General features: G+C 45.0%; 15 protein-coding genes, 1 tRNA gene and 1 rRNA gene. 4 read left to right on the forward strand and 13 right to left on the reverse strand.

Features of this window, described 5'->3' with window-relative positions:
- Positions 1-40: 40 nt before the first annotated feature.
- From CWI76_RS11455 to CWI76_RS11495, 9 genes are all read right to left on the reverse strand, one after another.
- Positions 41-682 carry an SCO family protein gene (locus CWI76_RS11455; protein WP_126760484.1) on the reverse strand — a complete coding sequence of 214 codons (642 nt, stop codon included), beginning with the start codon at positions 680-682 and terminating at the stop codon, positions 41-43.
- A gap of 2 nt (positions 683-684) precedes the next feature.
- Complete coding sequence (locus CWI76_RS11460) at positions 685-1,428, reverse strand: formylglycine-generating enzyme family protein (protein WP_126760485.1); 744 nt, start codon at positions 1,426-1,428, stop codon at positions 685-687.
- Positions 1,429-1,445: 17 nt separating this feature from the next.
- On the reverse strand, positions 1,446-2,594 hold the full coding sequence (locus CWI76_RS11465; RefSeq protein ID WP_126760486.1) for a multicopper oxidase domain-containing protein: 1,149 nt from the start codon (positions 2,592-2,594) through the stop codon (positions 1,446-1,448).
- A 32-nt stretch (positions 2,595-2,626) separates the two neighbouring features.
- Positions 2,627-3,019 carry a c-type cytochrome gene (locus CWI76_RS11470; protein WP_126760487.1) on the reverse strand — a complete coding sequence of 131 codons (393 nt, stop codon included), beginning with the start codon at positions 3,017-3,019 and terminating at the stop codon, positions 2,627-2,629.
- A gap of 182 nt (positions 3,020-3,201) precedes the next feature.
- Entirely contained in the window at positions 3,202-3,906 is a 705-nt protein-coding gene (gene deoD, locus CWI76_RS11475; protein WP_126760488.1) for a purine-nucleoside phosphorylase, read from the reverse strand.
- An 8-nt stretch (positions 3,907-3,914) separates the two neighbouring features.
- On the reverse strand, positions 3,915-5,135 hold the full coding sequence (locus CWI76_RS11480) for a phosphopentomutase (RefSeq protein ID WP_126760489.1): 1,221 nt from the start codon (positions 5,133-5,135) through the stop codon (positions 3,915-3,917).
- A 41-nt stretch (positions 5,136-5,176) separates the two neighbouring features.
- Entirely contained in the window at positions 5,177-6,499 is a 1,323-nt protein-coding gene (deoA, locus tag CWI76_RS11485) for a thymidine phosphorylase (RefSeq protein ID WP_126760490.1), read from the reverse strand.
- Positions 6,499-7,269, reverse strand: coding sequence for a deoxyribose-phosphate aldolase (gene deoC / locus CWI76_RS11490; RefSeq protein WP_198678622.1), 771 nt, complete (start codon positions 7,267-7,269; stop codon positions 6,499-6,501). Before deoC ends, deoA begins: the two co-directional genes overlap by 1 nt.
- Complete coding sequence (locus tag CWI76_RS11495) at positions 7,269-7,694, reverse strand: cytidine deaminase (protein ID WP_126760491.1); 426 nt, start codon at positions 7,692-7,694, stop codon at positions 7,269-7,271. Before CWI76_RS11495 ends, deoC begins: the two co-directional genes overlap by 1 nt.
- Before the next feature lie 174 nt (positions 7,695-7,868).
- On the opposite strand from CWI76_RS11495, the gene CWI76_RS11500 reads away from it, so the two are divergent.
- Positions 7,869-8,084, forward strand: a complete 216-nt coding sequence (locus CWI76_RS11500) for a YgaP family membrane protein (RefSeq protein ID WP_126760492.1) — start codon at positions 7,869-7,871, stop codon at positions 8,082-8,084.
- Positions 8,085-8,098: 14 nt separating this feature from the next.
- Positions 8,099-8,416, forward strand: a complete 318-nt coding sequence (locus tag CWI76_RS11505; protein ID WP_338068865.1) for an ArsR/SmtB family transcription factor — start codon at positions 8,099-8,101, stop codon at positions 8,414-8,416.
- A 4-nt stretch (positions 8,417-8,420) separates the two neighbouring features.
- On the opposite strand, the gene rimI is transcribed toward CWI76_RS11505, so the two are convergent.
- The 3 genes from rimI to CWI76_RS11520 all read right to left on the reverse strand — a co-directional run bounded on the left by rimI (position 8,421) and on the right by CWI76_RS11520 (position 9,395).
- On the reverse strand, positions 8,421-8,897 hold the full coding sequence (gene rimI, locus CWI76_RS11510; protein WP_126760493.1) for a ribosomal protein S18-alanine N-acetyltransferase: 477 nt from the start codon (positions 8,895-8,897) through the stop codon (positions 8,421-8,423).
- On the reverse strand, positions 8,867-9,268 hold the full coding sequence (locus tag CWI76_RS11515; protein ID WP_126760494.1) for a hypothetical protein: 402 nt from the start codon (positions 9,266-9,268) through the stop codon (positions 8,867-8,869). Before CWI76_RS11515 ends, rimI begins: the two co-directional genes overlap by 31 nt.
- Positions 9,269-9,318: 50 nt before the next feature.
- Positions 9,319-9,395: transfer RNA gene (locus CWI76_RS11520), tRNA-Trp, on the reverse strand.
- Between the two features lie 152 nt (positions 9,396-9,547).
- Between CWI76_RS11520 and CWI76_RS11525 the strand changes: the two genes are divergently transcribed.
- Both CWI76_RS11525 and CWI76_RS11530 read left to right on the forward strand, forming a co-directional pair.
- Positions 9,548-11,323: an autotransporter assembly complex protein TamA gene (locus CWI76_RS11525; protein WP_126760495.1), complete on the forward strand. Its 1,776-nt coding sequence runs from the start codon at positions 9,548-9,550 to the stop codon at positions 11,321-11,323.
- Positions 11,320-14,730, forward strand: coding sequence for a translocation/assembly module TamB domain-containing protein (locus CWI76_RS11530; RefSeq protein ID WP_126760496.1), 3,411 nt, complete (start codon positions 11,320-11,322; stop codon positions 14,728-14,730). Before CWI76_RS11525 ends, CWI76_RS11530 begins: the two co-directional genes overlap by 4 nt.
- A 247-nt stretch (positions 14,731-14,977) precedes the next feature.
- On the opposite strand, the gene rrf is transcribed toward CWI76_RS11530, so the two are convergent.
- Positions 14,978-15,079, reverse strand: a 5S ribosomal RNA gene (gene rrf / locus CWI76_RS11535); the annotation flags it as partial.

Here is a 15,079-nt window from a genome sequence, read left to right on the forward strand (position 1 = left end):
GCACTTTTGTACGATTAACTCAAATAGAGAGTCAGCGGGTTTAGTGGTGCAACAAATGATTCTCGTCAATAATTTTCACCAAAGCCTTCACTGCATCGTCAACAGGTCGGTTCAAGCCTTCTACACGTTCTACCACCCGACCATGGACATCGAGTACGGTAACTAAATTACTGTGATCAAAATCTCCATCTGCGCGTTTACGGTAACGAACGCCGAGTAAAGTAGCTAAGGCGCGAATGTTGGTGTCTTCACCGTGAAGAAATGTCCAAACATCGTCTCCCAAATTATATTTCTCCGCATATTCTGCCAATGCTGCTGGGGTGTCGCGGTCTTCGTCAAAGCTTATCATGACTAATTTCACTTCACGTTTATAAGCTTCCGGTAACGCTTCGAAGATGCGGCGTGCATCATTGACTAGCACTGGACATGCGGTGGTGCAACTACCATAAATCATGGAAACAACAACTGGTTTCCCTTGGAAGTTGGCCAGCGTCAATGACTCGCCAGTGTGTGCTTGCCACTCACCATCTAAGTGATAAATCGAGTGTTCTTGATTCACCGGTTCAGCTTTGAACGTTGTGTGATTTTTATGATCATGATGATTATGTTGACTGTGATCTTGTGCCACAGCGACACCAGAACTCAAAAAAATGACGGATAAAGCAAACATGATGTTTTTCATAATCATTTCTCCATATCGTAAGCACAACGGAAGCCTAAAGTGCTCGTTGTACTTTGTGGGCGATAGTTACTACGCGATTGATACCGAAAAAACGTTGCGTAGCTCGCATCACCAAAATCAGCCATAAATCTTGCGCTATCTCCGCAAGAACCGGCGAGTAAATCATTGTCGTCGCCGTTAGTTAGCAACAACTGATAATCTTCAACCCATTCGTTAACACGGTTGTGCATGTATTCAAGATGCTCAATATTCGCATCTACATGTTGCTTGCTATATGCGGTTGGATTGCTGTTTCGTGCAAACAACATCTGCGCGTATGCTTTGTCGCTCAAGTTTTGTTGTTGCAGGTAATAATTCGATGCATATTCCCATTCATCGAGCGTCGGTAAGCGCCCGCCTTGTGCATCACAATACGCACGAGCGGCAAACCAAGAAACCTGCGTGACGGCTTTATCTTCGTACTCAGCCGGTACTTGTTCATTACCAGGCCAGCTCTTCAAATAATTACCATCATGGAAAATGGCAGCAATGTTATCGCGTTGCCATTTCGAGTTTTCCGATACAAATTCAAGATACTGTGCATAAGTGACTGGTGCTGCATCTAGCTTAAACGCTGGCATCACCACAACCTCAACGGTTTCATCAAGGAGTACCGCAGGTTTATATTCACCGGCGGGAATGATGACCGGCTCGGCGGCTGCTTGCGCAGCCACCACCATACTCAAAACACTCAGCCACTTATACATGATCAACTCCTGTTGCCTTATTTCTTACGTGGGCCTGCGTATAACGCGCCAGCAGCACCACGTTCAGCATCTGCAAACTCATGGTCTACCAGTTTGTAAACGCCTTCTTCAGGAACAATGAATTCAACAGTTGCGCTACTGCTAGCACCCAGCAACACAGTCTGCATACCGTACCAAGTGTTACGCGGGTCGCCTTCAGCCCAAACTTTATCGAAAATTGCACCGATAACGTGGAAGCTTGAAGTGCCTGATGGACCAGCATTCAAGAAGTGAATACGCACACGGTCACCAGCGTTAGATTTCAGCGGATTCTCGCTCAACGCAGAAACGTGACCGTTGAAGACAACATGACTCGGATCACGTGCTAACGCCGCTGAGTGGTCGTAGATATATTCATCACCCATCTGCTCAAGGTACATCTCTGACTGAACAATCACGTACTCTTGGTCAACTTCTTTATCAGTTGGGTAACCTTCTTTTGGTGATACAACTACGGCACCGTATTGGCCCATTGCAGTGTGCATAAGTACGCTTGAAGTACCGCAGTGATACATATAAGTACCGGCGTAGTTCGCAATCCATTCAAACTCAATGGTTTCGCCCGGAGCAATTGTTGCCCATTTATCATCTGCCGCTACAGTACCGCTATGGAAGTCCATCGAGTGTGGCATTGGCGCAACAACCGGTTGATGCTTCTGCAATTGGTTCGCAGCAATTTGATCAAAGTATGGTGAAGCACCTTTGAATGGTTTGGTAATCACAACTTCTTCAGTTGAACGGTTCTTCATTTTGAAGACAACGCGGTCACCTTCGCGAACATGCAGTACTGGGCCTGGTACGCTGCCACCGAAAGTCCATGCGTTGTAGCTCACACCTGGTGCTACTTCAACTTTCTGTGAAAACACGTCCATGCGCACTTCGTGTTCTTTGTTGCCTTTATAGTCAAGTTCAGCTAAATGCGGAACCATAGTCACATAGTCGCCAACTACCGCTGGACCATTGTAATCATCGCGATAGATTTTAGCTTTTGGCATGCCATAGATTTTACCGTCGATAACATATTCGCTATCGTGTTTTAATGGTACGTTTGCTTCTGCGATAACGGGTAAGCCGGCAAAAGAAACGACTAAGGCACTTGCGACTGCACTTTTAATGAAGGTTTTCATAGTTATTCTCCGATGTATTTAATCTAAAACTGTTAGCGAACTGCTTTTACTTCAGCCGCTGAAATTTCTTTGCTTCCGCTAGCAAACTTTGTATTGACGTAGTTCACTACCGCAGCTATATCTGCGTCAGTCATATAAGCCATTGGTGGCATCATGCCGTTGAACTCAGCGCCATTAACGGTGATTTTGCCGGACTTACCTTTCACGATGGTTTCTGCAATGTAGGCAGGCTTATCGGTGATGTTTGAGTTATCCACCAGTGGAGGAAATACAGCCGCCATACCCTGGCCATTAGCCTGATGGCATGCCATGCAATTTTTCTTATAAACCGCTTCACCTGCATCGGCGTGGACGCCAGCAGAAAATAAAGCGAGAACAGAAGCTGCTGCAAAAATGCCTGATTTAAATTTATTAACGTTAGTCATCGTAATACCCCTTATTCGAAGTCTTTAGTTGATGACTATAGATTAGCGAATTGACGGGCTTTTACGAGTGAAATGAAGGAGTAAACGAGGGCTACCACTTTTAGGTTAAACCCTCTATTACCGATAGTATGAAAGAGGAGTAATGATTAGTTAAATTTATGGATAATTTTATTTTTTAACAATTAAATTAGTGCATCAAGAGTTAATTCGACCATGGCTTTAAAGCCTAGCTGGCGTTCATCCGAGCTCATCGCTTCGCCACGCATTATATGATCGGATACAGTTAGTACTGTTAGCGCTGCAACACCATGTTCCGCAGCAACACCATATAATCCGGCAGCTTCCATTTCGACGCCTAATATTCCCATTTGTTGGAATCGTTGTCGTAATGCTGTGTCTGCCTGATAAAACAGATCAGCGGAAAAAACATTGCCGACGCGCACATCAACCGAGGTACTCTCTGCGTGATTGACAACTCGGCGCAATAATTCGAAGTCTGCAATGGCGGCAAAATCAAAGTTATTGAAGCGTTGCCGGTTAACACCAGAATCAGTGCAAGCACCTTGCGCCACGATAATGTCATGCAACTGAATCTCTGGCATGATCGCGCCGCAACTACCAACGCGAACTAGCTTTGACACGCCATAATGGCGAATTAACTCAGTGGTATAAATTGAGCAAGATGGAATACCCATGCCTGTACCCATAACGGATACAGGTTGGCCTTTGTAGGTACCAGTAAAGCCCAGCATGTTGCGAACATCAGTGACACACCGCGCGTTTTCGAGAAACTGTTCAGCTATGAATTTGGCTCGTAGCGGATCTCCAGGTAATAAACACAATTCGGCAAAGGCACCTTCCGGCGCATTAATATGAGGTGTTGTCATAGTTTTAGCTACTTCGTTATGAATGATTGACCATAATTCATTGATGGTAACCCTAACCACGTCGCAATCGATTGACCAATATCAGCAAAGCTTTCTCGAAGCCCCATTGAACCAGGTTCGATAGCGTTACCAAAGGCAAGAACTGGCACATATTCGCGAGTATGATCGGTTCCTGGCCACGTTGGGTCACAGCCATGATCGGCAGTTAAAATTAATATGTCTTGCGGTTGTAACGATGACATCAATGCCGGTAAAAGCTGATCAAACTCTTCGAGCGCTGCCGCATAACCACTAACATCGCGTCGATGCCCATAATCGCTATCAAAATCGACTAAATTCGTGAAGATAATCGAATCTGCCGGTGCGATTTGAATTTGCTCAATTGTCGCATCAACTAAAGCTGGAATACCTGTCGCTTTGTATTTTTGGGTTATGCCTTGGTGCGCAAAGATATCGGCTATTTTCCCAATGCTAATAACCTCTCCGCCGGCGTCAGCCAGCCGGTCAAGAACCGTTGGCTCAGGTGGTGGTACTGCGTAATCTCGGCGATTTCCAGTGCGTTTGAAGTTGGCGCTATTCTCACCAACAAACGGGCGCGCAATAACTCGGCCAACATTGTATGGCTCTAGCAATTGGCGTACACACTCACATAGTTGATATAGCTTCTCTAATCCAAAACTTTCTTCATGACAGGCTATTTGGAATACTGAGTCTGCCGAAGTATAGAAAATCGGCTTACCAGTACGCATATGTTCTTCACCAAGCTCCGCAATAATTGTCGTTCCTGAAGCATGACAGTTACCTAAATATCCCGGCAAATTGGCTTTTTCGACAATTTTGTCGAGCAAATCTTGTGGAAACGAATTCTTGGGTTCTAAAAAATATCCCCAGTCGAATAAAACAGGTACACCTGCCATTTCCCAATGCCCCGACGGCGTATCTTTACCCGAAGATAATTCCTGCGCCCAGCCAAAACGTCCGACAATTTCATCCGCTGGCTCAATACCAGCCGGCTGCTCGCCAGTTGCACCGTAATACGCCTCGGCTAAACCTAACTTGACTAGGTTTGGTATTTTCAGTGCGCCGGAGCGGCCATTATCAGCTCGCCCCGCTGCCGCTTCCGCTGCAATATGTCCGAATGTGTCCGCACCTTCATCACCAAACTTATCTGCATCGGCGGCAGCACCAATACCAAATGAATCAAGTACTACAATGATGGCACGGGACATATGATTAACCTCTTATGACGAATTTACTGCTTGCGAATCGACTAATTGCGAATGTACTGATGAATCACAACATTGTGATTGTTTGCTTCATTAGCGACAGTAAAAGCGCGACGTAAACGTTCAGCGGCACTGTCCCATGATGCATCATCTCGTGCGTACAACATGGCGACTGGTTTTTGCTGATCAACATAGTCACCAAGCCCAACAATGTTATCCAAGCCAACACCAAAATCGAGTACATCAGAACTACGTTGTCTACCTCCACCTAAGGCAACCACTGCCATGCCAACTGCACGGGTATCGATGTGTTCAACATATCCTGATTCAGTCAAAAACACCGGTTTGACAATCGGTGCAAGTGGCAAGTGATTTGAGTAATTGGTCAACAAATCCGATGGACCACCGAGTTCTTTTACCATTTTAGCGAATCTTTCAGCTGCCGCACCGCTATTAAGGGCATTGAGTACCTTTTTACGAGCTTGCTCTTCGGTATCGACAAGACCACCGAGCACCAGCATTTCAACGCAAAGGGCCACTGTTACTTCATGCAAGCGCGGCGCTTGATAATCACCGGTGAGATATCGTATCGCCTCACGCACCTCAATCGCATTGCCGGCTGATTTAGCTAGGACCTCATTCATATCAGTCAAAATTGCTGATGTCGGCAAACCCGCACCATTAGCCACAGTTACAAGACTATTTGCTAATTCGGTCGCTTGCTCAATATCCTGCATCACGGCGCCGTTACCAACTTTTACGTCGAGTACCAAACCTTCCAAGCCTGCGGCTAATTTCTTTGATAAAATCGAAGCTGTGATAAGTGGAACAGATTCAACCGTCGCTGTAATATCGCGCGTTGCGTAAAAACGTTTGTCCGCCGGAGCCAAGTCACCCGTTTGTCCGATAATTGCGACACCTGTACTTTTAACCACGCGACGAAATTCATCCAGAGTCGGTATCGTTTGATAGCCTGGTATCGAGTCCATTTTATCTAGTGTACCGCCAGTATGACCGAGGCCACGACCGGAGATCATTGGCACATAACCACCGCAGGCAGCTACAATTGGGCCAAGCATTAAGCTCACCACGTCGCCAACCCCACCCGTTGAGTGCTTATCTAACACTGGCCCATCAAGTGCCATCGACTGCCAATCAAGAACAGTACCAGAGTCGCGCATTGCCAGCGTTAAGGCGACGCGTTCATCTGCGGTCATTCCCTGAAAATATATAGCCATTGCCAGCGCTGATATTTGACTCTCTGAAATAGCGCCGGTTGTAAGCCCATTGACGAAAAACCGAATTTGTTCATCGCTTAACACACCACCATCGCGTTTAATGCGAATAATTTCTTGCGGTAAATACATTAGTAGCCGTCCTTTTCCACTGCCTCGGCATTATTTAAAGTACTGAGCAAATTGCCAAGTAAACTACTCGCACCGAAGCGGAAGTTATCTGCACTAATCCAGTCTATTCCCATAATCGAGGCCGCAAGCTCTAAATACTGCGCTGCATCGTCTGCGGTGCGAACGCCACCGGCAGCCTTAAAACCACACTTTGCGCCACTCGCTTGAATTGCCTTGAGCATAATTTCGGTTGCTTCTAGCGTTGCGTTAACTGGTACTTTTCCAGTCGACGTTTTAATAAAGTCTGCTCCAGCAGAAATAGCTATTTCACTTGCTTGGCGAATCAACGCAGCGGTCTTCAGTTCGCCACTCTCTATAATCACCTTTAATTTAGCTTTATCCGCGCACGCCTCTTTACAAGCCTTGACCAATTCAAAGCCAACTTGCGCATTACCGGCAATAAGTGCTTTATATGGAAATACCACATCCACTTCATCGGCGCCGGCAGCAACAGCTCGCTCGGTTTCGGCTTGAGCTCTATCGACATTCTCAGAGCCTTCTGGAAAGTTGGTTACCGTAGCAACTTTAACCGAGTGCAGACCGAGCCGAGCAAGCTCTAGCTTGCTCCATACAATCATCTCTGGATAAACGCAAATAGCGGCTGGCGAGCCAAAATCAGTTTTTGCCGCCGCACATAGGTTCGAAATGACTTCTACTGAATCGTTATTATTCAACGATGTTAAATCCATCAATTGAATTGCACGCTGGGCAGTTTCTTTAATTGTCATCATTAGCTATTTCTGTATTCGTTGATATCAAAATGAAAGGCTTGCGGTAGCAAACTTGCGACCGTCCACTGTTCAAAGTCATTGTCGCAAGTTGATATAACCGGTGTTTCGGGGTTCAAAAACTCGGCTAAAACTTGGCGGCATGCACCACACGGTGAATATACTTTTTCACTCGGCGTATAGATAACCACTTGCTTAATTGACTTAGGGTTGAGGCCTTGCGCAATGGCGGCGAATATAGCCGTGCGTTCAGCACAGTTGGATAGCCCGTAAGAAACGTTCTCAACATTACAGCCACTAATTACTTCGCCAGTGTCAGTGACTAGAACGGCGCCAACTTTAAATTGGCTATACGGAGCATAAGCATGCTCGGCTGCAGCTTTTGCTAATGTCTTAATAGGACTAATTTTATCTTGTTCAATGGTCATAAGACGTTACATTAATGTATGGCAGTAAAGCTTACCCCGATATTCGCGCGAATCCAAGTACACCAAAAGGGGGAGGTTAATTAAGGAGTTACTAAATTAATGACTCTGATCACTTCCCGAATGGAAAAATTAGAGCTATATTAATTTAGTAGTTTCTAAATTAAGGAGATTCTCATGAGTGTTGAAAAAGCTTTAACTGCCTTTGCCGGCTTTATGGTGTTATTATCTGTCGCCTTGACTGTTTGGGTCCATCCAAATTGGGTATGGTTAACTGTGTTTGTTGGTGCTAATTTATTCCAGCAATCATTCACTGGCTTTTGTCCCGCCAGTATCTTTTTAAAGAAAGTATTTAAATTAAAAACCGAGCGCGAGTTAGCGCTACAGAAATAATAGAGAGAAACGCTATGAGCATGCTGATGGATGCTGAAATGCAAACAGGTGAAGCACAAAATGCTGCGGCATTTTTGCGATCGATCGCCAATGAACACCGTTTACAAATTTTGTGTCATCTAGCGGGTGGCGAAAAGAGTGTCGGTGAATTGAACAAGCATTTCCCGCTCAGTCCATCAGCATTCTCTCAACATTTAGCTGTATTGCGCGAACAAGGTCTAGTGAAGTTTCGTAAGCAGGCGCAAACAATTTATTATTCAATTAACGATCCGGATACAATGCAATTCATGCAGTTGCTTCGTAGCAAATTCTGCCCGACATTCACTGATTAGATCATCAGTTTTGCATAACGATAGCGTCTTCGCGTTTACCAGATGCGGTTGGATAATATCCCTTACGACGCCCAAGAGTTTTAAAGCCGAGCTTGGTGTATAGGGCGATAGCTGGTTGGTTCGATTCGCGCACTTCAAGAAACACACTGGCATGCTTATTTTGCGCCAACTCGCAAACGTGTCGAACGAGCGCCTCGCCTAATCCCTGCCTTTGAAAAGCTGATGAAACAACAACATTCATAATGGTCCATTCATCTGGCATTGGTTGATGGACGATAATAAATCCCAGCAACTGCTGACCATTATCTCGGTACAACCCAAAATTTTGATAACCATTCGAAAAACACGACTTTAGCGTCTCTACCGACCATGGAAGCTGGTTTGTTCCGGTTTCAATAGCCGCGACATCGGGAGTCCAAGTTTTTAACTCAACAATAGCTATAGCGCTGTTCATGAGAGTTGATTTTGAATCTGATTCCATATCTTGGCTTTCATCGAAGCTGGAATAGTATCTTGAATATCGACGTTAAAGGTTACTATAAACGCGCTATCCCATTGCTCTTTGCTTGCGCTTGGAACTTCAGCGATAGCAGAGGATGAAGCTTGGCCTAACGCTAGTGCAATATCCACGAGCCACTGTGGATGTTTTACCGGAAGGCGTTCAGTAAATAACAATAGCCACGGACCTAAACGATAGCAGTGAGATACGCCTGCTTCGGAATTTTGTGCAACGGGATTTTCTGTAGCTAAGTTCTCTTGAGCTTCAGCCACACTTGCACGCAGCTTCCACAACGGCAAACCAAGTGCAGCAAGCGCTTTTTGTTGAGATTTATTGAAGATATTTTCTGTCATGCGCTTAGCCTAGCCCAAACGCCTTCTTTTAGGAAGATCTTGAAAGGAAATGGCAGGGGTGGAGGGATTCGAACCCCCAACCGTCGGTTTTGGAGACCGCTGTTCTACCAATTGGAACTACACCCCTGCAATCAAGGTCTGAATTATACTGTCCAATCTGGCACTGGCAAGCGATTTATGCGCTCCAAATTGCCAACTGCGGGATTTTTCACCACTTATCGCAAAGTGCGGTGTTATACTAAATTGTATTAGACACTTACTGAAAGGTATTTCTGATTTATGAGTGTGCGTTATGTGCAAGGATTGCTTGCTATCTTCCTCATGCTATTAAGCCTGCCAGCACTCTCGCAGACTTCATGGCAACCACCTAATGCTAAATTGGCAATTGAAATTGATGGCATTGAAGGGGCACTTTTAACAAACGCGCGTATTTTTCTCAGTCTCACCGCCCTCGAAGGTGAGAAAGTACCTTCCATTTTTCGAGTTCGCTATCTGAGTCGAACCGGTGAACAAGAAATCCGTTCCGCACTTGAACCCTTTGGCTTTTATAATGCTAGTGTAACTAGCGAGATTAATGAAGGCGAAGACATTTGGACCGTTCGTTATGTCGTCGATGTTGGCCCCGTTACAACCTACAATAATGTGAATGTTAGGCTGATCGGAAACGCACAAAACGATACTGCTTTTCAAAAACTTATTGAGTCGCAACAGCCATATTCAGGGCAAGTATTTAACCATCAAGCATATGAGCGTTTCAAAGCTAGCTTGAGAAATCTCGCAGCTGAGCGCGGTTATTATGATGCGACCTTCACCGAGCACTCAGTCAAAGTAGAAACGTCGCAACAGCTTGCTGATGTCTCGCTTGTTTTTGATTCTGGTGAGCGTTATTTGTTTGGCGAAACGACCTTTTGCTGCGCCTTCCTTGGTGATTCTTTACTCAATCGATTCATTCAATACGAAACTGGTGAGCCGTTCAACACACGTGCACTCTTGGATTTACAGGTTGATTTAGCCGGTAGCGACTATTTTAACCGTGTGGAAGTATCGCCTCAGTGGCAAAATACGAGTGATCATCATGTTCCAATCGATGTCGCACTAACCCCCAACGAACGCGACCGTTATCAAGTCGGCTTAGGCTATGGAACCGACACTGGCGCACGCATCACGTTAGGTTTTGATAGACGTTGGGTCAATGATCGAGGTCATCGTTTAAGTAGTGTTATACGGTTATCAGAAGTTCAAAACACCGGTTTTGTTAGCTATATCATTCCCGGAAATAATCCAGCACGAGACTCTTATAGCTTTAACGGCGAGATCACTGATCGGTCCTTTGAAGAACAACGCTCGACGTTATATCGCACCTCTTTCAAAGATCTTCGCCATTATGATCGTTGGCACCGTACCTATCAACTCGCCTATCAACGCGAAGACTTTGCCTTTGGTGACGAACCAACTGAATCATCGAATTTCTTAATTCCATCCGTCGAATGGAGCCTAATTGAAAGTTCAAACCTGCCGGCAAATCGTAACATCATTGATGACGGTTATCGGTTATCAATTATGTTGCAGGGTGGCTATGACGGTGCTCTTTCCGATACCACGTTTGCTTCAGTCAAAGTTGGAGCAAAGTGGATTCATCGACTAAACGAAAGCTGGCGTGTTCTGGTTCGTAGCGAAATTGGAGCCTTGCGAGCTGACAACTTTGAAGCGCTTGGTCCTACGCTTCGATTTTTTGCGGGTGGTGATCATAATGTCCGAGGCTATGCCTATCAACAATTGGGGCCCGAGAACGCCGATGGTGTAGTTGTTGGTGGTAAATACATGACCGCGAGTTCAGTAGAAGTTGATTATTCGTTCAAACCAAACTGGCGCGTGGCACTGTTTACCGATATTGGGAATAGTATGATGCAATGGGATGAGGGTCTTAAACAATCGGTCGGATTTGGCTTTCGATGGGTTTCTCCGATTGGTCCAGTCAGACTTGATTTAGCCATGGCATTAGATGAGCCAAGTAAACCGTGGCGTCTTCACTTAACGCTGGGGCCTGATTTATGAAGTTTGTTAAATATCTCGCCTGGACAATTGTTGCGTTATTCGTGCTAATACCGAGTACGTTGGCGGTATTGGTCATGACCTCCACTGGCTCACAGTTTATCATTGAGCGGTCGGCTCAATTAGCGGATATCGATTTAGAGTTTGATTCATTAAGTGGCAATTTAGTCGGCCAATTGACCCTTAAGAACCTCAAAGTGGCCAAATCACCTTGGCAAGCTAGTGTTGAATCACTAACTCTTGAATGGCAACCATCGCAACTGTTAGATCAGGCGCTCGTTTTTAAAAAAATTGAAACCCGCTCGTTACTATTTGAAATTGCCACAGCAGATAACAACTCAACTTCATCTGAGGCAATTACCTTACCGCAATTAAAGTTACCTATTACTTTGATGGTTAACGATTTCAGCGCCATTAATAGTAACTTGGTTCTCGATAATAATCGCCAACAACTGCCAGACATTGATGGTCGCTTAGATTGGCGCGGTACGAAACTCAACATGAAACAACTGCACCTCGATTATCAGCAAATTAGCACCTTCATCGCAGGTTCAATAACAACTCGAAATGATTATCCAATTAATCTTGAATTAAGATGGCAACTTAGCGATCCAATTGACAAATCAGCTATTGAAGGTATCACCGGTAACACCCATGTTCGCGGAAGTATTGCCAACATTGACGCGGTCACGACATTTACAGTACCGCCACAAACTGAGCAACACACCATTCATTTGCAAGTAAAAGATACACTCTCTAATAGCCGCTCGTGGCTTGCTGAGGTAGCAATTAATCAGTTATCTACCTCGCCATTAATACCGATAATATTGGCAAACGATTCACCATGGTATAGCTGGCTGAATAGCTCATCTCTGACTCTTGATGCAACGATTGATAATCAGCAAGTAGCAATAGAAGAGTTCTTACTTTCAAATATTGGCGCCAATAAAGGTTATGTGGCATTCGACGGTGTTCTTAATAACTATTTAGCGTTTAACGAAAGTTTATCTAAGGTCAGTTTAAGAGGAGCGCTGAATAGCTCCAAGTTATCATTGCCCCATGAGGCGATTGGTCTGCAACTTGATATTAATGAGCTTACGGGTAACGTTGAAGGCAGCCTTGAATCTTTTTCACACAATCTAGATATCAACGCAACTTATGATAATAAATTGCCTGCAGAGGTTAAATTCTCGGGGAATGGGAGTGCGTCACACTTTACAGTTGAACACGCACAAATCAACTCTGATGCAATTACTGCCGATATAACTTCGACTGTTGATTGGTCTTCTGAACTTGCAGTTTCAGCGTCGATACATTCGTTTTCAGCTCAGTTGGAACAGCTAAAAGAATTAGCCGATTACGAACTGCGCGCGCAAGGCAATGTTATCTATAAGGAGCAACGGCTAGCGGCGGAAAACCTGCTAATTCGCTGGGGTGAGAACAGCATTAATTTGAATGGTGCGATGACTGAAAGCTCAGAATTAAATCTATCCTTAGACGTACCGGATTTATCTACATTATCGAATAACGAATACTTTTCTGGCGATGTTAAAGCTAACTTAGCCATCACTGGAACAATTGATGAACGTATCGATATCCAAGTAAAGGATTTGGTTCTTAATCATCCTGACTTTGGTAATTGGACTAATACCGATCAAGGATTAATTTCGGTTCCGGTCGCAACACCACTTGCAACCTCAGTAGACTCCTTATGCCTAACGGCGAATACCCAACGGGCACCTGCTAATCTTTGCTTTGATACAACGGCAAATAACTCTATACAGACCACGCAAATTACCGGCCAGAATCTACCTTTAGCTTTACTCAACCGATTCCGAGAATCCGACGTCGCTGAACGAATTTGGGGACTTGCAAATTTAAACAGCAGCATTAGCTACGATACCAGTACATGGTCGTTAGTGGAAACTGAGGGTGCACTTCGCAGCGAGCGGACTATATTGTTTGCGCTTGATGAAGAAATATCCACACGCTTTAACTATTGGCAATTAGATTGGCAGGGTAATTTAGACAAACTTGAAACGTCTATTACAGCGGAATTGGAAGAAGATAAAGGGTTAGTTATTGGCGATCTGGTCGCCAGTAATATCGCCGATGGCGCTGACCTAAGTGGTGATATTATTATCGAATTGCGTGATCTCACTGTCCTACAGTGGGCGCTACCCGACCTTCGTTACGAGAATGCACATGCACTAGCACAAATAAATATCAGTGGAAGTACCCAGGCTCCTAGCGTTACTGGTTCAATTGAGTTGGCAGCTCAAGAGATCGGTTTCGCACAAAGTGGTTTGTTGCTTACAAACGTTCGAATTGCAGCATTCGATACCGCCGAAGTCGATAATGGGATTACGCTCGACGGTCAAGCTCAGTCTGGACAAGGTTGGATCAGTATTGCTGGGTTACTCGAACCATTAAAACCGGAGCTGACACTGACTATTCAAGGTGAAGAGTTCCGTGCAATCCAGATACCAACTGCCACAGTTGATATTAGTCCTAATATCAAAATCACCTTACTTAACGAACGCATCGATGTAACAGGCGAAGTCGACATTCCGTATGTACGTATTGATCAACCAGAAATCGCTGATATGGGCGTTACAACATCAACCGATGTCGAAGTCTATCAAAACGGCGAGCCGCTTAGAGCTCAGGAAGCTGGCCTCTACCCAATATATGCCGATGTCCGAGTTACACTTGGAGATGATGTAAAAGTTAAAGGCTTTGGCTTTGAAGGCGATTTAGCCGGAAGTTTACGACTTACAGAAACACCAAAACGTGCATTAACTGCTAGCGGTAATATATCCGTTAATAAAGGTTTTTATGAGCTTTATGGCCAACGCTTAGAGATAGAGCGAGGTTCCTTTATTTATAACGGCGGACCAATTGATAACCCCGGGTTAGATCTGCGTGTAGAACGCTCATCAGAGAACATGTTGGCAACTGAAGATGTCCGCGTCGGCGCCCAGGTCAGTGGTACTTTGCAAGAGCCAGACTTTCGTTTGTACTCAACGCCAGCAATGCCTGACAGTGAAGTATTATCTTATTTAATTCTTGGCCGCGGCTCTGGAACCGCTACAGCCGGTAATGAGAACCTCCAGCTCCAAGCGCTTATTTTACTTGGCTCTAAAGGCACTGATTTTATCGGCGAATCATTGCAAGATACCTTCGGATTTGATGAGTTTGGAATTGACTCAACAATGAATCCCAACGATACCTCCTTTTATATTGGTAAGTACCTTTCACCTAAACTTTATGTGAAGTATGGCGTCGGGTTATTTGAAGATACCAATACCTTTTTAGTGCGTTATTTGTTATCTGAGAAACTCATTATAGAGACGACAGCAAGTAGTGAAGCGCAAGGTGGTGACATCTTCTACACAATCGAGAAGTAGAGCAAGGACGATATTAGCTGTTGGATATTAGATATTAGAAGAGCGAAGGGCGTTATTCGTTATTCGTTATTCGTTATTCGTGCGTTCACTTCGTTCACTGCTCGTCCGTGCTACGCACTGTTCGTTATCGAACAGAGAGGCGAAGCCGAACGCACGAACAGCGCAGCGCACGAACCACGAGTCACGTTTTTGGTTTTCCCAAACGAAAAAACCCCGAGCGTTAGCTCGGGGTCTCGTCGTATTTGAAGCCTGGCGGTGTCCTACTCTCACATGGGGAAGCCCCACACTACCATCGGCGCTGAAGCGTTTCACTACTGAGTTCGGAATGGATCAGGTGGTTCCACTTCGC

The organism is Pseudidiomarina marina (assembly GCF_003987045.1).
Classification (GTDB): Bacteria; Pseudomonadota; Gammaproteobacteria; order Enterobacterales; family Alteromonadaceae; genus Pseudidiomarina; species Pseudidiomarina marina.